Origin of the sequence: Erwinia sp. SLM-02 (genome assembly GCF_037450285.1) — a bacterium.
Lineage (GTDB): Bacteria > Pseudomonadota > Gammaproteobacteria > Enterobacterales > Enterobacteriaceae > Erwinia.
The window spans coordinates 1-22,475 of sequence record NZ_JAQISN010000004.1 but is presented as its reverse complement, the minus strand read 5'-3'; the positions used below and the strand labels follow the sequence as shown (position 1 = coordinate 22,475).

Annotated in this window: 19 protein-coding genes; 10 read left to right on the top strand and 9 right to left on the bottom strand. The window is 55.2% G+C overall.

All coding sequences use genetic code 11. The annotated features are described in order from the left end of the window. Positions 1–173: 173 nt before the first annotated feature. Positions 174–1,895, top strand: a complete 1,722-nt coding sequence (locus tag PGH32_RS19405; protein ID WP_337894884.1) for a ShlB/FhaC/HecB family hemolysin secretion/activation protein — start codon at positions 174–176, stop codon at positions 1,893–1,895. A gap of 1 nt (position 1,896) precedes the next feature. Here the strand turns inward: PGH32_RS19405 and asnC are convergent, their stop codons facing one another. The 4 genes from asnC to ravA form a co-directional block, all read right to left on the bottom strand. Continuing rightward, positions 1,897–2,358, bottom strand: coding sequence for a transcriptional regulator AsnC (gene asnC, locus PGH32_RS19400; protein WP_123334664.1), 462 nt, complete (start codon positions 2,356–2,358; stop codon positions 1,897–1,899). Positions 2,359–2,482: 124 nt separating this feature from the next. Further along, positions 2,483–4,624 (bottom strand): 5-histidylcysteine sulfoxide synthase, encoded by a 2,142-nt coding sequence (gene ovoA / locus PGH32_RS19395; RefSeq protein WP_337894883.1) that lies wholly within the window; start codon positions 4,622–4,624, stop codon positions 2,483–2,485. 93 nt (positions 4,625–4,717) lie between these two features. Then, positions 4,718–6,178: an ATPase RavA stimulator ViaA gene (gene viaA / locus PGH32_RS19390; RefSeq protein WP_314423804.1), complete on the bottom strand. Its 1,461-nt coding sequence runs from the start codon at positions 6,176–6,178 to the stop codon at positions 4,718–4,720. After that, on the bottom strand, positions 6,175–7,668 hold the full coding sequence (ravA, locus tag PGH32_RS19385; RefSeq protein WP_314423801.1) for an ATPase RavA: 1,494 nt from the start codon (positions 7,666–7,668) through the stop codon (positions 6,175–6,177). Before ravA ends, viaA begins: the two co-directional genes overlap by 4 nt. Before the next feature lie 271 nt (positions 7,669–7,939). Between ravA and kup the strand changes: the two genes are divergently transcribed. Further along, positions 7,940–9,808 (top strand): low affinity potassium transporter Kup, encoded by a 1,869-nt coding sequence (gene kup, locus PGH32_RS19380; RefSeq protein WP_314423798.1) that lies wholly within the window; start codon positions 7,940–7,942, stop codon positions 9,806–9,808. A 32-nt stretch (positions 9,809–9,840) separates the two neighbouring features. Here the strand turns inward: kup and qseC are convergent, their stop codons facing one another. Both qseC and qseB read right to left on the bottom strand, forming a co-directional pair. Then, on the bottom strand, positions 9,841–11,187 hold the full coding sequence (gene qseC, locus PGH32_RS19375) for a quorum sensing histidine kinase QseC (protein WP_337894882.1): 1,347 nt from the start codon (positions 11,185–11,187) through the stop codon (positions 9,841–9,843). Continuing rightward, a complete protein-coding gene (qseB, locus tag PGH32_RS19370; RefSeq protein WP_314423794.1) occupies positions 11,184–11,843 on the bottom strand; it encodes a quorum sensing response regulator transcription factor QseB in 660 nt (219 codons plus the stop codon). The genes qseC and qseB overlap by 4 nt, the downstream gene beginning before the upstream one ends. A gap of 220 nt (positions 11,844–12,063) precedes the next feature. On the opposite strand from qseB, the gene PGH32_RS19365 reads away from it, so the two are divergent. Next, positions 12,064–12,462 carry a YgiW/YdeI family stress tolerance OB fold protein gene (locus tag PGH32_RS19365; RefSeq protein ID WP_337894881.1) on the top strand — a complete coding sequence of 133 codons (399 nt, stop codon included), beginning with the start codon at positions 12,064–12,066 and terminating at the stop codon, positions 12,460–12,462. A 191-nt stretch (positions 12,463–12,653) separates the two neighbouring features. After that, positions 12,654–12,953, top strand: a complete 300-nt coding sequence (locus PGH32_RS19360) for a hypothetical protein (protein WP_314423788.1) — start codon at positions 12,654–12,656, stop codon at positions 12,951–12,953. A gap of 41 nt (positions 12,954–12,994) precedes the next feature. Here PGH32_RS19360 and PGH32_RS19355 read toward each other — a convergent pair whose 3' ends face one another. Continuing rightward, a complete protein-coding gene (locus PGH32_RS19355; protein WP_337894880.1) occupies positions 12,995–14,617 on the bottom strand; it encodes a cholesterol oxidase substrate-binding domain-containing protein in 1,623 nt (540 codons plus the stop codon). Between the two features lie 245 nt (positions 14,618–14,862). On the opposite strand from PGH32_RS19355, the gene rbsD reads away from it, so the two are divergent. The 6 genes from rbsD to rbsR all read left to right on the top strand — a co-directional run bounded on the left by rbsD (position 14,863) and on the right by rbsR (position 20,660). Continuing rightward, positions 14,863–15,282, top strand: coding sequence for a D-ribose pyranase (gene rbsD / locus PGH32_RS19350; RefSeq protein ID WP_314423782.1), 420 nt, complete (start codon positions 14,863–14,865; stop codon positions 15,280–15,282). A gap of 7 nt (positions 15,283–15,289) precedes the next feature. Beyond that, the gene (rbsA, locus tag PGH32_RS19345) at positions 15,290–16,795 is read left to right on the top strand and encodes a ribose ABC transporter ATP-binding protein RbsA (RefSeq protein ID WP_337894879.1); all 1,506 of its coding nucleotides are present in this window, start codon (positions 15,290–15,292) and stop codon (positions 16,793–16,795) included. Positions 16,796–16,797: 2 nt separating this feature from the next. Beyond that, entirely contained in the window at positions 16,798–17,763 is a 966-nt protein-coding gene (gene rbsC / locus PGH32_RS19340; RefSeq protein ID WP_314423776.1) for a ribose ABC transporter permease, read from the top strand. Positions 17,764–17,788: 25 nt separating this feature from the next. Further along, complete coding sequence (rbsB, locus tag PGH32_RS19335; RefSeq protein WP_314423773.1) at positions 17,789–18,664, top strand: ribose ABC transporter substrate-binding protein RbsB; 876 nt, start codon at positions 17,789–17,791, stop codon at positions 18,662–18,664. A 62-nt stretch (positions 18,665–18,726) separates the two neighbouring features. Further along, positions 18,727–19,656, top strand: a complete 930-nt coding sequence (rbsK, locus tag PGH32_RS19330) for a ribokinase (protein WP_337894878.1) — start codon at positions 18,727–18,729, stop codon at positions 19,654–19,656. A gap of 2 nt (positions 19,657–19,658) precedes the next feature. Then, complete coding sequence (gene rbsR, locus PGH32_RS19325) at positions 19,659–20,660, top strand: ribose operon transcriptional repressor RbsR (RefSeq protein ID WP_443112810.1); 1,002 nt, start codon at positions 19,659–19,661, stop codon at positions 20,658–20,660. Here rbsR and mdtD read toward each other — a convergent pair. After that, positions 20,657–22,057 carry a multidrug transporter subunit MdtD gene (gene mdtD / locus PGH32_RS19320; protein WP_314423765.1) on the bottom strand — a complete coding sequence of 467 codons (1,401 nt, stop codon included), beginning with the start codon at positions 22,055–22,057 and terminating at the stop codon, positions 20,657–20,659. The two genes, rbsR and mdtD, sit on opposite strands and share 4 nt — an antisense overlap. Before the next feature lie 155 nt (positions 22,058–22,212). Next, the coding region (locus PGH32_RS19315) for a hypothetical protein (protein WP_337894877.1) at positions 22,213–22,475 on the bottom strand (263 nt) is incomplete at its 5' end.

Below are 22,475 nucleotides of genomic sequence, written 5' to 3'. Positions count from 1 at the left end.
TTACTCTGGTAGCGTATTCAGCACTAAGGAAAACATCTGTGTATAAAATGATTAACAGGATCGTCTTAATGCGTGAGCGATCGTAGTATCAAAGTGAAGTTATTGACATTAGTAACGACGTGGTTTTAGATGAAATATTATACGATGGTTTGTCGTATTGATTTATCTACACAATGGAGCTGTCTATTTTGGCAAGGATCGCAGATGCCCGTGGGCGTCACCTTTTACTCTGGGTGAGCCTGTCTTTTATTACCTGTACCGCTCAGGCTGCACCGTTTATCGATCAGCAGCAGCAGCATATTAAAACGCAGCAGTCGGCGAAAGAGGCGCAGCTAACCCCTGACGCGCCGGATATTACGCTGTCGGAAAACCCGCAGCCCAATGCCGAAGGCCCGTTTCCGCAGGAAACGCCCTGCTTCCCCATTAACCGCGTCCAGCTGACGGGGCGGGATGCTTTCCCCCGCTGGTTTCCGGCACAGCGCGTGGCCGATGGCGCGGTAGGGCACTGCCTTGGCGTTAAGGGCATTAATCAGTTGATGAGCCGCCTGCAGAACAGGCTGGTCGATCACGGCTGGGTGACCTCACGTGTGCTGGTACCGGAACAGGATCTCCGCAGCGGATCGCTTACCCTGGCGCTGGTGCCGGGCATGATCCGCCATATTCGCTATGCTGACGGCTCTGATAAGCGCGCTGCGCTTTACACCGCCGTGCCGGCTCGTGAAGGTGAATTGTTGGATCTGCGCGATATTGAACAGGGGCTGGAGAATCAGCAGCGCCTGCCGACGGTGCAGGACAGCATGGAAATTGTCCCCGGCGATAAGCCCGGCGAAAGCGACATCATCATCACCCGTCATCAGCCTAAAATCTGGCGCGTTAATATGTGGGTTGATGACTCCGGCACCAAAAGCACCGGCCGCTATCAGGGCGGCGCGATGCTGGCGCTGGATAATCCCTTTGCCCTGAGCGATCTGCTTTACCTCTCCGCCAGCCACGATCTTGGCTTTAAGGGGCACGAGCAGAGCAAAAACATCAACGGTCACTACTCGCTGCCGCTGGGCTACTGGCTGTTTGAGGTGAATGCCGGCCAGTACAACTACGTGCAGAACGTGGCGGGATATAACGGCGATATTCGCTACTCGGGTAAAAGCAAAAATCTGAATGTCGGACTGAGCCGCGTTATCCAGCGCAACGCCAGTGGTAAAACCACGATGCGCGGCAGCGTGCTGGTCCGTGAGATCCGCAACTTTATCGACCGGAATGAAATTGATGTTCAGCGCCGACGCACCAGCGCCTGGCTGCTTGGGCTGGATCACCGTCACTACGTGGGCGACGTAACCGTTGACGGCGGCGTCAGCTTTCAGCGCGGTACCCGATGGTTTGGCGCGCTGCCCGCTTTCGAAGAGCACGCCGAAGACGGCTACGATGCCACGGATAAAAGTAAAATCCTTACCCTGACGGCGGGCCTGAACTGGCCGTTTAGGTTGGGAGATCAGAATTTTTCCTATCAGCTGAACTATCTGCAGCAGGCCAGCTCCACACCGCTGACACCCCCCGATCAGCTTGCCATCGGCAACCGCTGGACGGTGCGCGGCTTTGACGGCGAACGCACCCTCAGTGCCAGCCACGGCTGGTACGTGCAAAACACCTTCGCATGGCGTACACCGTTACCGCAGCAGGAGTTTTATCTGGGGGCTGACTACGGCGAAGTGGGCGGTCGCAGTGATGGCTCTACGGCGCTCGGCCATCATCTGGCTGGCGGCGTGGCGGGCCTGCGGGGCGCTATCTCCACGCTGGGGGCCAGCTATGACGCCTTCAGTGGGATCCCACTTTCCAAACCACGGGGTTTCAAAACCGACCCGGTGACCTTTGGTTTCAGCGTGAGCTGGCAGTACTGATTCAGGGCTTGATCGCCCTCATGATCGGGTTTTGCAGTGAGATCAGCGTTTCCGTGGACTGAATTTCATCGATGGTCTGGATCTTGTTAATCAGCACCAGCTGCAATGCATCGATAGAGCGGCACATCACTTTGATGAAAATACTGTAATGCCCGGTGGTGTACCAGGCTTCCACCACCTCGTCCAGCTGTTCCAGCTTTGCCACGGCAGCCGGATAATCCCGGGCACTTTTTAAGATGATGCCAATAAAGCAACAGACGTCGTAGCCCAGCTGTTTGGGATCGATTTCTACGCGAGTCCCTTTAATGATCCCCGCCTGCTTCATCTTTTCAACGCGCACGTGGATCGTACCGGGGCTGACATTGAACTGTTTAGCCAGTTCGGCATAGGCGGTACGGGCATTGTCCATCAGGGCGATCAGGATGCCGCGATCGAGGTTATCGGGCTGCATATTTTCGGCCATAGCGGCTCCATGAATAATTACGGGCGATCGGAATGTCGATACTGTGCGGGATAGCGGAGGCGATGGCAATCGATTGAGGTGAACCGCAGGCACCTGAGGGTGCCTGCGGTAACAGGGGGCTGGGCTAACGCTTACGCCAGAGAGTCAGCTGCGCCAGCGTATGCTGATATTTACGCGCCGTTTCGCGGATCACAAACGGAATATCCTGGGCGGGGGCGATCTCCTCAAACTCTGCCGCCAGCAGCCGCTGCAGTGCCTGGTATGTAGTCAGTGCTTCGCCGTTTTCACGGATCCCGCCGAGCCAGTTCTCCTTAGGCGTATACTCTTCAAGCCAGGTATAAGGCGAGGAGAGCATCAGTACGCCACCGCTGTGGATCATGCCGCTGATGTCCTGCAGGAAGCGTTTGGGCTGGCGTAAACGGTCGATCAGATTGGATGCCAGCACCAGATCGTATTTTTCCGGCTGCGGCTTCAGGTTGCAGGCGTCGCCCTGCACGAACTGTATCCGGCTGGCCTGTTGGCTATCCAGCCCAAAATCTTTCAGCCGCACCTGACGATACTCCACCAGATCGCCTTCTTCCTGGGTGACATAGCGGAAGTCTTCACCACCGGTGAGCTGCAGCGCCACGTCGATAAAGCGCGCCGAGTAGTCCATGCCCACCACCTGCTCGAAATGCCGAGCCAGTTCAAAGCTTGCCCGACCGGTGGCACAGCCGATATCCAGCGCGCGATGCCGTTTATCCGTCAGCTTACAGGCTATTTCCACCAGTGCCCGGCCATAGTTCGCCACGCCGAAATATTCCGGTCCGTACTGGAAATCCAGATACTGCGACACCATTGTGTCGGTTTCATACGGGTTCTGCACCATGGTTTCCTGATGGCTGGAGACGACATAGCGGAATCCGGCATGCTGGAAGAAGTGGCGACGGAAGGCATAACGGGAAGATTTCAGCGCTTCGTTGCCGGTAGAGATCCAGCTGCCGCCTTTGATCAACGAATGTTTGCCGTCAAAGGTGGGCGTGGAGAAATCGTCGTACAGCGGATGCACGCGGAAGCCTTCAAAACCGTTGATGGGCGTGGTGGTCCACTGCCAGACATTGCCGACCAGATCGAAGAAATCGCCCTGACTGAAGCGATCGACCGGGCAGGACGAGGCCCAGTAGGCCAGATTGATATTGCCCGGAGTGCGATCCCAGTCGGTCTGATCGCCCGGGACCTGTTCGCGAAGCAGCATCCACTCGCTCTCTGCCGGAAGCTGGATTGATTTTCCGGTTTCCTCCGCCTTCCAACGGCAGAAAGCGGCGGCCTCAAGCTGGTTTACCTCGGCGGGCCAGTCCCACGGCATCGGCACCTCTTCCGCCATCAGGCGAAGCCGAAGGCTATCCGGCTGTTCGGCATTACCGACCCAAAACGTCGGCATGGTGGCTTTGGAAAACTCGCGCCAGCCCTGGCCCTCTTCATCCCACCAGCAGGATTGCTGATATCCCCCCGCCGCGACGAAATCGAAGAACTCGGCATTGCTGACCAGCATTTTACTGGCGCGGAACGGTTTGACTTCACTGACCTGCGTGCCGTATTCGTTATCCCAGCCATAGGTCGGGTCGCTTTTACCCTGGGTGACGCGACCACCGTCAACGGCGATCAGGCTGTTTTCCGGCACGGCATGGCGATCGTGGCGGGCATCGCGACAAACCGGCCAGTGGGGTTGTGGTTTTACCCATTCGATCGGTAACTGGCGCATCAATACGCTGGACGTCTCCAGGTGGATGCGTTCATGTTCGATGCCCATCAGAATAACCCAGGCCGGGCTGTCCCAGTTGACAGGAAGCGACAGCGGCATCTCTGCAATAAACTGCTCAACACGTGTGCGCACTTTACCGCGATAGTCACGCAGCTCACTGACCGACGGCCAGCTGTAGTGGCTGTTATCCAGATCGTCCCAGCTCATTTCATCGACGCCGATAGCCATCATGGCTTCGATCTTGTCATCAATACGGGCGTCAATCAGCCGACCCGCCATCAGTTTATTGATGTAGAAGGTGGCGGTATGGCCAAAGTAGAAGATCAGCGGATGGCGCAGCGAAATGGCTTTGGTGTAGTAAGCCTGCTCGTCTGCCAGGCAGTCAAACAGGCGCTCGTACAGTTCCCAGGTCTGGCGAAAGTAGGCGAGCAGCTGCTGGCGTTTTTGCTCAGGATCGCTGCCGTCCAGAAGTAGCGTGCGGGTGGTTGCGGGTAACCCGCTCTGAGGTTGTTGTTGTGCTGTCACGTAATGCTCCCATCTACCTGTTGGCTGAAGCCGATATATGACTATAGCAAATAAGGTTTACCGTATTTTGCGCAAAGGGCGATGGGGAAGGGATTAGCGCTGCCAGCGGCGCAGCAGTCGGCTTTTCAGCCCGGTATCAAAGCGCCAGATGTGGTTGAATATACGCATAATGGCCGGTTTTCCATGATCGGACATGGCAACGGCATGGAACCGCTGCTGCTGGCGATTCTGGTGATCGCGCACGCGTTTAACCAGCTCTTCCGGCAGGCGCTGGGCGATAAAATCGGAGAGGATCACCGCATCGGCATCCTGCCAGGGGCTGCTGCTGAGCTTTTTAAGCACCTCATCCAGACAGGCGGCGAGATCGGTGCCGCCGCGAAAGCGCTGGCTGAGAAAACGGATCGCCTGGCTGATGCCGTCCCCGGCGGTCAGCTCATAGCCGACCACCTCATGGGCGAACAGCATGATGTAGCAGCGGCGGTTGTCCGCCAGCGCCACTTTAAGCAGCGCCAGGCAGAAGGCTTTTGCACAGCGCTCGTTAAACCCGCCCATGGAACCGGACGTATCGACGCAGACAATAAACGGTCCGCGCGGTTGCTCATCGTGATGCTGATGGACCACGGGCCGCTCGGTAATTTTATCGTGCCAGCTCTCGCCCTGCAGACGATAGGTGAGCAGGCGCTTTTCTACCAGGCGCCGGTAAAATTCAAATTCCAGTTCACTAATGCCGAGTGTGGCCAGCTCCGGCGGCAGCAGGCGCAGGATGTCATCACTTTGATGCAGCCCGTTGACCTCTTCCGGCACGCTTTCCGGCTCGCGCACCAGCTGGTGGAAGGCTTCCAGCGGTGCGTCTTCTGCCTGCACGGCCTTCGCCTCTCGGCTGCGGCCTAACTGTTCGGCCAGCTTTATCAGCTCGGGCTGCCCCGCCAGGAAATCCCCGTACTGCACAATCAGTTGATAATCCTCGCGCTGAAGCGTGCTGCGGGTCAGGTCCCACAGTCTGCCCGCCGCCGCGTCATCATCGCTGGCCAGCACCGGGGCGAGCTGGCCGCTCATCGCCAGACGGTGCTGCAGCTCGGCCAGCAGCTTGTCGCGCTCCTGGTCCAGCAGCTGCTGGTTCAGCGACAGGGTTTGCAGCGTCAGGCTCAGCCGCCAGCGCTGTAAAAACAGCGTCTGCTGCGCCGCACTCAGATGACCGATCTCCGTATGCTCCACCAACTGGCGGGCTTTTTCCGCAAACGGAGAGTGGTGCGTATCCAGCCAATTCAGCAGGTCGGGAAGCTGGGCGCTGAATTCGTGCGAGTTCAGCGACTGAAATTGCTGGAAGCGGCTGAACTCTTCGGCCACATCCTCCGGCACCGGCGTTGATTTCAACTGCTGAAGAACGCCCGCCTTCCAGTTTGGCAGATCGCGCGTCAGCGCATTTTTCAGTCCGGGGAATTTTTTAAAGAAGGCGGCCAGCTTGGGGGAGGCCAGCATGGCGATCGCCACTTCTTCGATCAGCTCGTTTTCGCTGATGGTCAGTAACATACTCAGCGTATCGAGTGAGATCACTGACGCGCCTGCTTCAGCTGTTCGGCCACCTGCTGCAAACTGTCCTCGACGCGGGCCAGCCAGTCATCGCTGATAAACAGGCAGCGATGATGCTGGCTGAACAGAGTGCGCTGGGCGCGAAGTTGGGTATCCAGCTCGTCGAGCGCCTGCGCTATCTCTTCCGGCAGCGCCTGCTGCAGTTTACCGGGCAGCATCAGCCGCGTACTTTGCAGGCTGATATCACGCAGCGTCAGGCACTCCTGAGCGTCCACGTGCAGGTCCAGCATCTGGGCAAAACCGATGCCGTTCAGCTTGCCGCGCACCTCTCCGCCCTTTTGCAGCCAGTGGTGCAGCGCCTCGCGGGCCAGAGTGATGTGGGTAACCTGCATATCATGCAGCGTCAGCGGTTTTTGCAGCATCAGGGTCAGCTCATCGGCCGACAGCGCGGCGGGCAGTTCGAAATGCGGTTTACGGCTGAACATACCGCCGTGTTTCTCAAGGCGAATGGCCTGCTCCACGCTCTGCTGCTGTTGAAGCGCCAGGCGGCGGGCGTTAACCTGCTGGAGTTTTATCAGGATCGGCTGCTGCTGCCATGCCTGCTGAGTCAGCAGGTTATCAATTTCACGATCCAGCAGTTTCATCGAATTGACGTCATGCCACAGGCAGTCTTTCAACAGGATCAGATCGATCGGTGCAATCGAATGACGGCCGCTGTAAAAGGCGCTGGCCTGCAGCAGATGAATGGCTTTTTTCCAGCGGCGGTCGGAGATATACGGCGCCTCAGGCTGGTTTTCTAACTGCTGGCGCAGCTGGAAAATCAGTTCGAAAACATCATCCGGCAGGTTCACTTTGGTAATGCCCTGCTGCCAGGCCAGATACTCTTCGTCGCTGATGCACAGCGATTCCGACACCGGATTCTGATTTTCATCCTGCTGGTGGGTCAGCAGGCTGCGGAAATTCTGCTTCTCGTGGACGTTATCCAGCCACAGACGAATCAGCATACGGTCATAGAGCGCTTCCAGCCCGCTGTCCGCTTCCGGCAGTTCGTTTGAGGCGGTCACCAGCAGCCGCATCGGGATTTTTTCTTCATTGTCGCCGTTGCGAAAACGGCGCTCGTTGATGGCGGTCAGCAGGGTGTTGAGGATCGCCGGGCCGGCTTTCCAGATTTCATCCAGGAAGACGATCTCCGCGTCGGGCAGGTAACCTTTGGTCAGCCGCTGATAGCGCCCCTCATCCTTAAGTGCCTGAATGGACAGCGGACCAAACACCTCTTCCGGCGTTGAGAAGCGGGTCATCAGATATTCAAAGGCGCGGGAATGCTGGAAGGCAAACTTGAGGCGTCGGGCGATCAGGCTCTTGGCAATGCCCGGCGGCCCCAGTAAAAAAACGCTTTCGCCGCACAGCGCGGCAAGAAGGCAGAGTCGAATCGCGTGATGGCGTTCGTAAAGTCCTTTCTCTAATGCATTGCTCAGGCGGGAAATACGCTCCGCCAGTAGGTGAGACTGGGCCATAATCAAACATCCATCCTTTTTCTACGGTCAGGCCAGCATTGATGGCTGGCGAGCGCAAACACTACTGACTATGATGCTTGAAAGAGTTGATAGCAGTCAGCTTTTTTATTATCAAAGGGTGACACTGGCCATTGAAGTTAGTTCCGATTGGGCGATATCCCGTCAATAAACAATAGGCATTCATGATGAATCATGCATACTGTGCGCTTTTTGATAGCCAGGTAAACTGTGCGCAATCCCGCGCCGGCCGGCTGCAACAAAAGATTAACCTATGAGCTCTGACAAAAAGCAGTCCCTTGGTGCCGTTACTCTCGCCGCAATCGGCGTGGTCTACGGTGATATCGGTACCAGTCCACTGTATACCCTGCGCGAATGTCTGTCGGGACAGTTCGGTTTTGGCGTAGAGCGCGATGCGGTATTTGGTTTCCTCTCCCTTATTTTCTGGCTGTTGATTCTGACGGTGTCCCTCAAGTACATCACCTATGTGATGCGCGCCGATAACGCCGGCGAAGGGGGGATCCTGACCCTGATGTCGCTGGCCGGGCGCAATACCGGCGGCCGGGCTACGGCAATTTTATTGATCATGGGCCTGATAGGCGGCAGTTTCTTTTACGGCGAGGTGGTTATTACCCCGGCGGTATCGGTGCTTTCCGCGATTGAGGGGCTGGAAATTGCCGCGCCGTCGCTCGACAGCTACATTGTTCCGCTGGCGATAGCGGTGCTGACCCTGCTGTTTATCATTCAGAAGCACGGCACCGGCATTGTCGGCAAGCTGTTCGCTCCGGTGATGCTGGTATGGTTTGTGGTGCTGGCGGTGCTGGGCGCACGCAGTATCCTCAACAACCCGGACGTGCTGCAGGCGATGAACCCTTACTGGGCGGTTCACTTCTTTATCGAGTACAAAACCGTGTCGTTCTTCGCGCTGGGGGCCGTCGTGCTGGCGATTACCGGCGTGGAAGCGCTGTATGCGGATATGGGACACTTCGGTAAATTCCCTATCCGGCTGGCGTGGTTTATCGTGGTGCTCCCGTCGCTGGTGCTGAACTATTTCGGCCAGGGGGCGCTGCTGTTGAAACACCCCGAAGCCATCAAGAACCCGTTCTTCCTGCTGGCGCCTGACTGGGCGCTGATCCCGCTGCTGCTGCTGGCAACTCTTGCTACGGTGATCGCCTCTCAGGCGGTGATCTCCGGGGTGTTTTCATTGACGCGCCAGGCGGTTCGCCTGGGATATCTGCCGCCGATGCGCATTGTTTACACTTCAGAGCAGGAATCCGGTCAGATCTATATTCCGGTCATCAACTGGCTGCTGTTTGTGGCGGTGGTGATCGTGATCGTTGGCTTTAAGCACTCCAGTAACCTGGCGGCTGCCTACGGTATTGCGGTGACCGGAACCATGGTACTGACCGCGATTTTGTGTACGACCGTGGCGATCAAAAACTGGCACTGGAATCGCTATCTGGCGCTGCTGATCCTCGTTGCCATGCTCTGCATTGATGTTTCGTTGTTCTCGGCCAACCTGGTGAAAGTGTTCTCCGGCGGCTGGCTGCCGTTAATGCTGGCGCTGGTGATGTTTGTGGTTATGACCACCTGGAAAAGCGAACGCTTCCGCCTGCTGCGCCGTATGCATGAACACGGCAACTCCCTGGAGGCCATGATCGCCTCGCTGGAAAAATCACCGCCGGTCAGAGTGCCGGGCACCGCGGTCTATATGTCGCGCGCCCTGAACGTCATCCCCTTTGCCATGCTTCATAATCTTAAGCACAACAAGGTGCTGCATGAGCGAGTGGTGCTGCTGACGCTGCGTACGGAAGATGCCCCATATGTGCACAATGTGAAACGCGTGACCATCGAGCAGCTTTCGCCGACCTTCTGGCGCGTCGTGGCCAGCTATGGCTGGCGGGAAACGCCCAACGTTGAGGAGATCTTCCACCGCTGTGGGCTGGAAGGGCTGAGCTGCCGGATGATGGAAACCTCGTTCTTTATGTCACATGAGTCGCTGATTATTGGTAAACGACCGTGGTATCTGCGCCTGCGCGGCAAGCTGTTCCTGATGCTGCAAAAGAACGCCCTGCGCGCGCCGGATCAGTTTGAAATCCCGCCTAACCGGGTGATTGAGCTGGGTACGCAGGTCGAAATCTGATGACCGGGCGCGGTCTGAACACCGACCGCGTCCTACAGCCACACCGTGACGGACAGCCCGCCTTCATCCCGATTCTTCAGGGTGACCCGCATGTCATGCAGTCGGGCAATATGATGAACGATCGATAATCCCAGTCCGCTGCCGGACTGCTGCTGGCCGGGAGGCCGGTAAAAACGTTCGCCAATACGCGGCAGGATGTCGGCCGGGATACCGGGGCCGTTATCGCTGACCGTCAGGTTTTTTTCCGTCAGTATTAACGCCACCTGAGTGCCCTCCGGGGCATAGCGGATGGCGTTATCCAGCAGATTTCGCACCAGCAGGGCCAGCAGCAGGGGGTTTGCCAGCCGTCTGAGTGGTTCTTTTGGCGCATCAAGACGAAGCTCAATCCCTTTTTCCCGCGCCTGTTCGTAATGTTCGACCACCGCCTGTTGCAGCAGCAACTGGATTTCCAGCGGCTGTTTTTGCAGATCCTGGCCGTTATCCAGCCGGGAAAGCGTCAGCAGCTGATCCACCAGCCGGGTGGCGCGATCGATACCCACATCCAGATTACTCAGCGCGTGGCCGAGCGCCGCGGCATCATCGTGCGCCAGCTGTGCCACTTCGGCCTGCACCTTCAATGCAGCCAGAGGAGTACGCAACTCGTGGGCGGCATCGGAAGTAAAGCGCCGCTCGCGCAGCAGCATGGCACCGGTGCGGGCAAACAGTTGGTTAAGTTCGTCCAGCAGCGGCCGGACTTCCTGCGGGACGCGTTCCGCCTCCAGCGGTGCGGCATCATCCGCCGCCCGACGCCGCAGCTGTAGCGCAATGTGTTTGAGCGGTTTCAGCTCGTGGCTGAGCAGCCACAGCATCAGCAGCAGCATCACCGGCAGCGCCAGTAGCCAGGGATTAAGACTGGCCCGCACCAGATCGCGGGTCATGTCATCGCGGTATTCCCACTCCTGACCGACCACCACGATATAGCGGCCGTCCGCCGTGGTCAGCCACACCAGCCGCCACATATCGTCATCGCCCGTTAACTGTCCGTCGGTAAAGCCATCGCGCTGGTAGCTGAAGGGGAAATCCTTGCCGTTATCACCGTCATTGAGCAGCATTTTTCCTTCACGGCTGAATACGGCGAAGGCCAGCGCGTCATCTTCCTGATCGCCGCGGTGATGACGCAGCAGCTTTTTGGTTTTTGGCAGAGTGAGGGGGGAGGCGCTTAACCGTTCGGGATTGATGGCCGCCAGCCGTTTAGCAAACAGCATCTGCTGGGTATCGAACAGCTGATTGATATTGTGCCGCGTTTGCCACCAGCCACCCACCGCGGCTGCACCCCAACACAGAATACTCAGCAGCAGGAAGCCGACGGTCAGCCGCAGACGCAGACTTCTGTTTTTCATAACGCCCCCAGCGTGTAGCCCACGCCGTGAACGGTGCGGATAAATTCACTGCCCAGCTTTTTACGCAGGTGGTGGATGTGCACCTCTACCGCATTGCTGGAGACATCCTCATCCCAGCCGTAGAGCTTTTCCTCCAGCCGCGCGCGGGTCAGCACCCGGCCGGGATTAAGCAGAAACAGCTCCAGCAGCGCCAGCTCACGGGCCTTCAGCTCCAGCGGTTTACCGTCCAGGGTCACGCTGTGGGAAGCGGGTTCCATAATGACCCCGCCGTGCTGCAGAGTGGGCTGTAGCTGGCCGTGACGTCGTCGGATTAGCGCCTGCAGGCGTGCGGCCACTTCACTGAGGGCAAACGGTTTACACAGATAGTCGTCTGCACCCTGCTGCAGGCCATCGACCCGCTGCTCAAGGGCATCGCGGGCGGTGAGGATCAATACCGGTTCATCGCGCCCCTGCTGACGCCACTGGCGCAGGATCTCCATCCCATCGATTTCCGGCAGGCTGAGATCGAGTACCACGGCATCATACGGTGCCGCGCCGAGGGCGAGCAGGCCATCATTCCCCTGAGTAAACCAGTCAACGCTAAAGCCCAGCTTGCCCAGCCCGGCTTTTATCCCATCACCAATCAGGCGATCGTCTTCAATCAGTAAAATTCTCATCGGCTTATCCTTTGCTGTTAGCCGTTTTATACGGAATGAGGATGCGGCTTGTACAGAGAGCATCGGCGAAATTGCCCGAATTTGCGCAATAATGATAAATACAGCCGCTGATGGGCAGTTCTTAAGATCCTGTTAAGAAGCGTTTGTTTTAATCACTCTCAGAGACCATCCGGCAGCGGTAAGCTGCCTCCGTTCAGGAAGAAAGGTGACAATGATGAATATGAAGAAAACAGCTGCATTACTGGCAATTACTGCCCTGATTTCCACCCCGGTTCTGGCCGTCCAGGGAGGCGGTTTTGTCGACCCGAATGCACCGACGTCCGTGACGCAGAAAGGGGGCTTTAGCGGCCCGAATGCCACGGTAGCGACGGTGAAACAGGCGCAGGAGATGAGCGACGATGCCTGGGTAACGATGCGCGGCCATATTGAGAAACGTATTGGTGATGAAGAGTATCTGTTTCGTGACGCCACCGGCACCATGACGGTTGAAATTGACCATAAGCGCTGGGAAGGACAAACGGTTGGCCCTAAAGATAATGTGGAATTGCAGGGTAAACTGGATAAGGACTTCAACTCGCTTGAACTGGATGTTAAGCAGATACGTAAAACGGGTGACTAGTTTCTGACCTGGTTTTTAAATAACCGCAAAATTAGATAAAACCATTAAGATTAAGAGCGTTTTTTGAAAAAAATCATTAGGTACGTTATTTATAGCGTAATTAACGATTGTGTTACCAGATTGAATAGTTAAAAGTAATTGTGCAGTTTGTAAAAGGGATATTTTAATAGTCAATATTAATAAGGATAGTTATGAGAGAAATTACTACGCAGGAAATTATGCTCGTATCTGGTGCAGGATTTTGTTCTGACTTAATGCATTTTGCGGGAAACGTCGTCATTGATGGTGTGAAGGTCGCTAATGATGTGTTGAATACCACCCTTGTTTCCTCAGTAGGCAAAACTTTTGATCGGTTTGGCCTGGGCAGTGTTCATAATCTCGCGGACTCAGTCGGCTATAGTATATCTAAGTCGATCGCTGGAATAGGTAGCCTGATGGGAGGCGATGCAAGCCGTATAACCTACCATTATGATTGGGAATGGGGCGGTTAATAACCCATGAAAAAAACCTCCATTACATGGAGGTTTTTTTATTATGCATACATATTAAAAAGTTTTTCGACGAAGGGAGACGAGAATAGTTTGTACGGGTCGTACTCGTTAAGTGTACTTACGGCCATATTCCAATCCATACTCATGTTATCTCCTCCGCTGAGTGAGGACGGTATGGTATTCTGCATCCTTTCCTGATTATCCCAGGCTGCCGTATCGCTATATCCCCAGCCTTTACTCCATTCAACGCGAACGCCACAATCTTTATTACTGAAGTGGGAGTATATCCACGATTCCATTTCGTTATAAAATTTACAGGCATCCGGGGTTCCCGGCATAGACAAGATATCCAACCAGACGGCAACATCCCATTCAGGATGGGCCGGATCGGGTTTTACTGCAGATAATGCTGGCGTTACTGCACCAGCCACAAGCGTCTCATCCGGTTTGTCTAACCCGGAAACCCGGATTTCAATCGGACCATTCATTGGCCACGAGTGACGACCTTTATAGTCAGTAACCATTTTTCGGTAATGGCTAACAAAGTCGTAAATTACGCTCTGAATATTTTCTCTTTGCGTCAGAATGGCATAGCCGTTTGCAGTGACCCTTAGCGTGCTGGGTTTGACGTACATCAGCAGATCTTTACTCCAGCCCCACAGGTCAAAGGCGTTCGTTGCCCCCAGGCCAATATTGACCAGCTCTGCCTGAAGTTGGCCAAGGGAAGGGGTGAGTTGTGGCTGACCATTATTAATTTTCTTTATCAGATTGGAGACTTTTAATGGGAGGTTATCAGAAAACCCATAGTTAAATGGTGAATGAACAGGACGTGATTTGGAAGGGTAAACGGGAGCGATAGTCCATATTTTAAGCCAGGGTTTTTCTGTGAAAGGAAACCATATCGCTTCGGCCCGACCATACTGGTCGAGGAAATAACTGAACGTTTTATCTCCGCTACTCTCTTTTGCAAAAAGCTCATCAGCAGTAATGTTGACATAACTTATACAGCGCAGGCGCTGGTTGCGAGGGACCTGCAAAGTAACTTCAAAAATTAATGCTCTGCCAACGTGAACCATGAAGGCGGAAATTTCCGGATCTTTCCTTTGAAAAAGTTTTAACTCATAACTTTCAGTTTCGCTATTCCATACCACGGCCTTTAGAGAAATAATTGAATTGCTCATTGAACCATAGGATCCGCCCGGAGGCGTTTTTTCATTTTTAGCTGGAATGCTGGTGCCATGTCCACCAATAGCCAGAACGCCACCCAGTGTCAGATCTCCCGGGGCGGGCATTCCTACGAAACCCAGTTTTTGTGTTTCAAGCTGGGTGACAAAATCCTGCATGGTAATTCCCGCTTTAGCCGTTACCAGAGCATGTTCACCCATTTTCTCAATGAGAACTTTCGTTACTGTTCCTTTCAGATCAACGAGAATAACGCTGCTGTTATTCTCTCCATTGGCAATAGTGAGTGGAGACCAGTTGTGTTTCATTCCCACAGGTCTGATTTTTCTGTTATTTTCTTTAGCCCAGTTAACAATATCCAGCAACTGATCTTCATTAGCCGGATGGCAGCAAAGAATGTGATGACCGGTTACCTCACCAGACCAGTTTTCGTAATCCTCATAGGTTTTTTTTATTTTGTTGAATCTTTCATTTAACGACATTTTAAATTCCTTTTAAAATAAAGTGGTTTTTTTTACTGCCCGGTTACTCTACATGGCTGCAATGAATAATCCGTCCTCTGGTCATTGTTTAGTCTGTGAGAGGGGAAGATATCCACCTGAGATTGGGGCTTCATCTCGCTGGCGAAACGTTTCGATGGCGATCACATTTTCACAATTTGACGATTGTTTTCCCCTTTCCGTTGCTTAAACTGCAGTCAGCGAAACGTTTCGCTCTGGAGTGAAAGATGAAAAAAGGCACCTTACTGAATTCTGATATTTCGTCCGTGGTTTCCCGTTTAGGACATACTGACAGCCTGACCATCGGTGATGCTGGCCTGCCTGTTCCACAGGGGCCGCAGCGCATCGATCTCGCGCTGACTCACGGTATTCCCAGTTTTTTACAGGTAACCAAAACGGTGACTGAAGAAATGCAGGTTGAGAGTGCCATCCTTGCGGAAGAGATTGTGCAGCATAATCCGCAGCTCCATAGCGAACTGATCGCCCTGCTCGAATCTTTGCAACAACACCAGGGTAATACGATAAGTATCAGCTATATCAGTCACGAACAGTTCAAACAGCAAACACAACGTAGTAAGGCTGTTATTCGCAGCGGGGAGTGCTCTCCGTATGCGAATATCATCCTTAACGCTGGCGTGACCTTCTGAGGCCGTTATGCAACCTTTACTGCAGCTGAAAGGCATTGAGAAATCCTTCCCCGGCGTGAAAGCGCTGTCGGGGGCCGCACTTTCCGTTTATCCGGGCCGCGTGATGGCACTGGTAGGGGAAAACGGGGCGGGTAAATCCACCATGATGAAAGTCCTGACCGGGATCTATGCGCGCGATGCCGGGAGTTTTGAGTGGTTGGGTAAAGAAACGACGTTCAACGGCCCTAAGGCATCTCAGGAAGCCGGAATTGGCATCATCCATCAGGAACTCAACCTGATCCCGCAGTTGAGCGTTGCGGAAAATATTTTCCTCGGCCGGGAGTTCGTCAATCGCTTTGGCTGCATTCAGTGGAAGGCGATGCACGAGAAGGCGGATGCGCTGCTGAAACGCCTCAATCTGCGCTTTAACAGCCACAAGCTGGTGGGCGATCTGTCGATCGGCGATCAGCAGATGGTTGAGATTGCCAAAGTGCTGAGCTTCGAGTCCAAAGTCATCATTATGGATGAGCCAACGGATGCCCTGACCGATACTGAAACCGCTTCGCTGTTCCGCGTGATCAACGAGCTGAAGGCGCAGGGCTGCGGCATCGTTTATATCTCCCACCGCATGAAAGAGATTTTTGAGGTTTGCGATGATGTGACCATTTTCCGTGACGGTCAGTTTATTGCCGAGCGTGAGGTGAATACGCTGAGCGAAGAGTCGCTGATCGAAATGATGGTGGGCCGCAAGCTGGAAGAACAGTATCCGCGGCTGGATAAAGCGCCGGGTGATATTCGTCTGAAGGTGGAGCACCTCAGCGGCTCCGGCGTTGACGATGTCAGCTTTACCCTGCGTAAAGGGGAGATCCTCGGCGTGGCAGGCCTGATGGGCGCGGGGCGTACCGAATTAATGAAGGTGCTGTACGGCGCACTGCCGCGTTCAGCCGGTACGGTGACGCTGGACGGCAAAACGGTGGTGGCGCGTTCGCCAGAAGAGGGGCTGCTCAACGGCATCGTTTATATCTCTGAAGACCGCAAGCGTGATGGCCTGGTATTGGGGATGTCGGTAAAAGAGAACATGTCGCTGACCGCCCTCAACTATTTCAGCCATACCGGTGGGCGCCTGAAGCACGCTGAAGAGCAGCTGGCCGTCGGGGACTTTATTAAGCTGTTTAACGTCAAAACCCCCTCAATGAATCAGCCGATCGGCCTGCTTTCCGGCGGGAACCAGCAGAAAGTGGCTATCGCCCGTGGTCTGATGACCCGGCCGAAAGTGCTGATCCTGGATGAGCCCACTCGTGGGGTGGACGTCGGCGCGAAGAAAGAGATTTACCAGCTGATTAACCAGTTTAAAGAAGAGGGGCTGAGCATCATCCTCGTCTCTTCTGAAATGCCGGAAGTGCTGGGTATGAGCGACCGCGTGCTGGTGATGCACGAAGGGCGTCTGAGCGGTGACTTCCCGATTGAACAAGCCTCGCAGGAAATTTTGATGGCGGCGGCGGTAGGCAAACAATACAGCGCGGAGCTGGCATAACTATGAGTACGCAAACAATCCCTTCACGCCGCCTGATCAGTAAGGCGTGGCTGCTTGAACAGAAATCGCTGATTGCGCTGGTGGTACTGATCGCCATTGTCTCCAGCATGAGCCCGAACTTCTTCACCGTGGCTAACCTGTTCAATATTCTACAACAGACCTCGGTTAACGCCATTATGGCCGTGGGGATGACGCTGGTTATTCTGACCTCGGGCATCGATCTTTCCGTGGGTTCACTGCTGGCGCTGACCGGCGCGGTGGCGGCATCGATCGTCGGCCTGGAAGTGAATGCGCTGGTGGCGGTTGCCGCTTCGCTGGCGCTGGGCGCCTTGATCGGCGGTATTACCGGTACGATTGTCGCGAAAGGCAGGGTCCAGGCCTTTATCGCCACGCTGGTGATGATGCTCCTGCTGCGCGGGGTAACCATGGTGTATACCAACGGCAGCCCGGTGAATACCGGCTTTAACGACAATGCGGACCTGTTTGGCTGGTTTGGTATTGGTCGACCGCTGGGGATCCCGACGCCGGTCTGGCTGATGGCGATTGTCTTCTTCGCCGCCTGGTACATGCTGCATCACACCCGTCTTGGCCGCTATATCTATGCGCTGGGCGGTAACGAAGCGGCAACCCGGCTGTCAGGCATCAGCGTGAACCGGGTAAAAATCACCGTGTACGCGCTGTGCGGCATGCTGGCCGCGCTGGCCGGCACCATTGAAGTGGCGCGCCTTTCTTCCGCGCAGCCAACGGCGGGAACCGGCTATGAGCTGGATGCGATTGCGGCCGTTGTGCTCGGCGGCACCAGCCTGGCCGGGGGCAAAGGCCGGATTATGGGAACCCTGATCGGTGCGCTGATCCTCGGTTTCCTCAACAACGGGCTGAACCTGCTCGGTGTTTCTTCTTACTACCAAATGATCGTCAAAGCTGTCGTGATTTTACTGGCGGTGCTGGTAGACAACAAAAGCAAATAACTGATTACCCTACAGGATTAAGAACATGAAAAAACTGACTGCACTGGCTTTACTGTTAGGCGCCACCCTGAGCACCCATGCGCTGGCAAAAGACACGATCGCGCTGGTGGTATCCACGCTGAACAACCCGTTCTTTGTTTCACTGAAAGACGGTGCGCAGAAAGAAGCCGATAAGCTGGGTTATAACCTGGTGGTGCTGGATTCACAGAATAACCCGGCGAAAGAGCTGGCGAACGTGCAGGATCTGACCGTTCGCGGCACCAAAGTTATGCTGATCAACCCAACCGATTCCGATGCGGTGGGCAATGCGGTGAAAATGGCTAACCAGGCTAACATCCCGGTGATCACGCTTGACCGCGTAGCGACACAGGGCAAGGTGGTCAGCCACATCGCTTCAGACAACCGTGCAGGCGGCAAGCAGGCCGGTGAGTTTATCGCTCAGAAGCTGGGTGACGGCGCAAAAATTATCGAACTGCAGGGGATTGCCGGAACGTCAGCCGCGCGTGAGCGTGGTGAAGGCTTCAAGCAGGCTGCCGATGCGCATAAATTCAATATCCTTGCCAGCCAGCCGGCGGATTTCGATCGCACCAAGGGCCTGAACGTGATGCAAAACCTGTTGACCGCGCATCCTGATGTGCAGGCGGTGTTTGCCCAGAATGATGAAATGGCGCTGGGCGCATTACGCGCATTGCAAACTGCCGGTAAATCTGGTGTGGTGGTTGTGGGCTTTGACGGCACGCCTGATGGGGTGAAGGCTGTTGAAGGCGGCAAACTGGCCGCGACCGTCGCTCAGCTGCCTGAGCAGATTGGTTCTATCGGCGTTGAAACGGCTGACAAAGTGCTGAAAGGGCAGAAAGTCGACGCGGTAAATCCGGTAGACCTGAAGCTGGTCACCAAATAAATCAAAGAAAAGCATGGCACGCGCCACCCTCGGGTGGCGCACTTATCTGGACGATTCCCCATATGAAAAATACCGGCAAGCTGGCTGTTCTGGGCAGCATCAATGCAGATCACATTCTTAATCTGGCGCATTTTCCTCGCCCGGGTGAAACGGTGATCGGAAAGCAGTATCAGGTGGCGTTTGGTGGAAAAGGCGCGAATCAGGCCGTTGCTGCCGGGCGCAGCGGTGCGGATATTTCCTTTATTGCCTGCGTAGGTCATGACGATATTGGTGAGCGTATCCGCAAACAGCTGGCGGACGATCGCATTGACGTGGCACCGGTCACTGCCGTTGAAGGCGAATCAACCGGCGTGGCGCTGATTTTTGTTAACGGCGAAGGTGAAAACACCATCGGTATTTATGCGGGTGCCAACGCGGCACTGACCCCTGACCGGGTGACCCAGCATCAGCAGGTGATTGCTGATGCTGACGCGTTGTTGATGCAGCTTGAGTCCCCGCTGGACAGCGTGCTGGCCGCCGCGCGTATTGCTCATCAGAATCAGACCCGGGTGATATTGAACCCGGCCCCGGCCACGGCGCTCTCCGATGAGCTGCTGTCGCTGGTGGATATGATCACCCCTAACGAAACCGAAGCACAGATCCTGACTGGCGTGGCCGTCAAAACCGATGAGGATGCCGCGAAGGCTGCCGGCGTACTGCATGCCAAAGGCATTGATTCGGTACTGATCACTCTCGGTAGCCGCGGCGTGTGGCTGAGTGAGCAGGGCAACGGGCAGCGTATTCCAGGATTTCGCGTTGAGGCGGTGGATACCATCGCAGCCGGAGATACCTTCAACGGTGCGCTGATTACCGCACTGCTGGAGAAAAAACCGATGGCCGAGTCGGTGCGGTTTGCCCATGCGGCCGCCGCCATCGCCGTCACCCGACATGGTGCGCAGCCCTCCGTGCCCTGGCGTGAAGAGATCGACCGCTTCTTGCAATCGCAGGGGTGAACGTGGCCACAATGAAAGATGTCGCCCGGCTTGCGGGCGTCTCAACCTCTACCGTATCCCACGTGATTAACAACAACCGGTTCGTCAGTGAAACGATCCGTGAGAAGGTTACGTCGGCTATCCGTGAGCTGAACTATGCCCCATCGGCGTTGGCTCGCAGTCTGAAACTGAATCAGACCCGTACCATTGGCATGCTGTTGACCGCCAGCAGCAACCCGTTTTATGCGGAAGTGGTGCGAGGGGTGGAGCGTAGCTGCTATGAGCGTGGATACAGTCTTATTCTGTGTAATACCGAAGGGGATAAGGACCGCATGGATCGGAGCCTGGAAACGCTGCTGCAAAAGCGCGTTGATGGACTGCTGATCATGTGTACCGAAAGCCATCTGCCTTCTGCCGATATTCTTGGGCGCTATCCTTCCATTCCTTCGGTCATGATGGACTGGGCACCGTTTGAAGGCGGTAGTGACATTATTCAGGACAACTCGTTGCTGGGCGGCGAAATGGCCACTCAGCATCTGATTTCCCGCGGTTATACCCGCATTGCCTGTATCGCCGGTCCCCAGGATAAGACGCCTGCGCGACTGCGCCTTGAAGGCTATCAGCGCGCGATGACCACGGCGGAGCTGCCGATCCTGCCCGGATATATTGTTGACGGTGATTTTGAGTTTGAGGGTGGCTTCAATGCCATGCAGCAGCTGTTAACGCTAGATCCGCAACCTGAGGCGGTTTTTACCAGTAATGATGCTATGGCCGTTGGCGTTTATCAGGCGCTTTTCCAGGCCGGGATGACCATTCCACAGGATATGGCGGTAATGGGTTACGATGATATTGAGCTGGCGCGCTATATGACGCCGCCTCTGAGCACTATTCATCAGCCGAAAGACGAGCTGGGTGAGCTGGCAATTGATACCCTGCTGCATCGGCTGAGCTGCCCCGGTGCCAGCCAGCAGCTGCTGGTGCTGACACCGGAACTCATGGCTCGTGCCTCAGTGGGTGAACGCTAAGCCTTCTTCTTTTTATCGCGGTCGCTGATCAGATTGCGACCGTCTCCCGGTTTCAACAGCAGGAATACCAGCGCGGAAATCACGGTGATCACGCCCATCGTCAGGAAGGTGGCGTGGAAGTTCTGGAAGGTTGACCCACCGAAGTTCTCATAAAAGCGCAGAACCGCTGCGCTGACCGCCACGCCAAAACCAATCGCCAACTGCTGTGTTACCGCCAGCATGCTGTTACCGCTGCTGGCATTGGCATCGGTTAAATCAGCAAGGGTGATGGTGTTCATCGCCGTAAACTGGGTAGACATCGCCATACCGAGAATGAAGAGCGGAATGAGCATCGCCAGCACGCTCCAGCTTGCGGACTGCAGGGAAAATGACGCAATCAGTACACCAATAATCACACTGATACCAACCAGCGTTTTACGATAGCCAAACAAGCGCAGAACTCTTGTCACCAGCGATTTTGCCAGAATCGATCCCAGCGCCGTTGGGGCCATCATGCACCCGGCAATCAATGCGGTATAGCCGAAGCCGACCTGCAGCATCAGCGGCATCAGAAACGGAATACAGCCGGTACCCAGTCGGGAGGCGATATTGCCGATGATGCCGACTGAGAAGGTGCGGGTCTTGAACATCGGTAACGGCAGCAGCGGTGAAGGGTGCCGGCGGGCATGCACTATATATAGAAGAAGAAGGAGAATCCCCCCGACCAGCACGCCGAGCGCGATCAGGCTGGAGACTACCCGTTCACCAAACAGCTCTATGCCGCTTGATATCCCCACCAGTCCTAATCCGAACAGCAGGAAACCCGGCAGATCGAACCGTCGCTTTGGCGTGGTGAAGTCCGGCATGTATTTACGTGCATAGATAATACCGAGGATGCCAATCGGGATATTAATGAGAAATATCCAGTGCCAGGTTGCCCACGTGACCAGTACGCCACCCAGCAGAGGACCGAGTACCGGTCCAATGAGGCCGGGCATGGTGACAAAGTTAAGCACCGGCAGCAGTTCGCTACGAGGATAGGCTCGTAACAGGGCCAGTCGCGCAACGGGCATCATCATCGCACCGCCGACGCCCTGGATAACGCGTGATATCACCAGCATGCTCAGCGAATTAGATAGCGCACAGGCCAGGGAGCCAAAAGAGAAGAGAAAGACGGCAACGATAAACACCTTGCGTGTGCCAAAGCGATCGGCGAGCCAGCCGCTTACGGGGATCAGCATGGCGACGGTTAAGGTGTAGCTGATGACGGCTGACTGCATCGCCAGCGGTGAACGGTTAAGACTGTGGGCAATAGCGGGCAGAGCGGTGTTGAGAATGGTGGCATCAAGCGCCTGCATAAAGAAAGCCATAGCGGCGATCCACGGAAGTCCGGCCATACTGCGCGCGGATTTTATCATTGGTCGTCCTTTTTATTATTGGAGGCCAGCAGAAATCTGCCTGTGATGCAGCAAGAATAGCATCTCATATCGCGATTTTGTGATGGGCGTCTGCAGTTTTCTGGCAACTTCTGGGTGAATATCACCCGCATGTTGTATTCTTTTTGCTCAATTGATTAAAAATGAATCGCTCGGTAATTTATTTGCAATAAAAACTTGTCAGCCGCCAGAAAATCCCTATACTGCGCCTCCACTGACACGGAACAACGGCTTACAGGCCAGCGTGTTAGAGGTTCAGGAAGTTGTCTGAATCGCCGGAAAAAACTTCTCAAAAAGAAGTTGACTCCGAAGGAGGAAAGCGTAATATACGCCACCTCGCAGCAGGAAGCCTCGGCACTGACTGCACTGCTCTTTAACAATTTATCAGACAATCTGTGTG

Coding starts and splice junctions, on each gene's coding strand:
- PGH32_RS19405 (WP_337894884.1), top strand. CDS start 174: ATGGAGCTGTCTATTTTGGCAAGGATCGCAGATGCCCGTGGGCGTCAC.
- asnC (WP_123334664.1), bottom strand. CDS start 2,358: ATGGCCGAAAATATGCAGCCCGATAACCTCGATCGCGGCATCCTGATC.
- ravA (WP_314423801.1), bottom strand. CDS start 7,668: ATGGCCCAGTCTCACCTACTGGCGGAGCGTATTTCCCGCCTGAGCAAT.
- kup (WP_314423798.1), top strand. CDS start 7,940: ATGAGCTCTGACAAAAAGCAGTCCCTTGGTGCCGTTACTCTCGCCGCA.
- qseC (WP_337894882.1), bottom strand. CDS start 11,187: ATGAAAAACAGAAGTCTGCGTCTGCGGCTGACCGTCGGCTTCCTGCTG.
- qseB (WP_314423794.1), bottom strand. CDS start 11,843: ATGAGAATTTTACTGATTGAAGACGATCGCCTGATTGGTGATGGGATA.
- PGH32_RS19365 (WP_337894881.1), top strand. CDS start 12,064: ATGAAGAAAACAGCTGCATTACTGGCAATTACTGCCCTGATTTCCACC.
- PGH32_RS19360 (WP_314423788.1), top strand. CDS start 12,654: ATGAGAGAAATTACTACGCAGGAAATTATGCTCGTATCTGGTGCAGGA.
- PGH32_RS19355 (WP_337894880.1), bottom strand. CDS start 14,617: ATGTCGTTAAATGAAAGATTCAACAAAATAAAAAAAACCTATGAGGAT.
- rbsD (WP_314423782.1), top strand. CDS start 14,863: ATGAAAAAAGGCACCTTACTGAATTCTGATATTTCGTCCGTGGTTTCC.
- rbsA (WP_337894879.1), top strand. CDS start 15,290: ATGCAACCTTTACTGCAGCTGAAAGGCATTGAGAAATCCTTCCCCGGC.
- rbsC (WP_314423776.1), top strand. CDS start 16,798: ATGAGTACGCAAACAATCCCTTCACGCCGCCTGATCAGTAAGGCGTGG.
- rbsB (WP_314423773.1), top strand. CDS start 17,789: ATGAAAAAACTGACTGCACTGGCTTTACTGTTAGGCGCCACCCTGAGC.
- rbsK (WP_337894878.1), top strand. CDS start 18,727: ATGAAAAATACCGGCAAGCTGGCTGTTCTGGGCAGCATCAATGCAGAT.
- mdtD (WP_314423765.1), bottom strand. CDS start 22,057: ATGATAAAATCCGCGCGCAGTATGGCCGGACTTCCGTGGATCGCCGCT.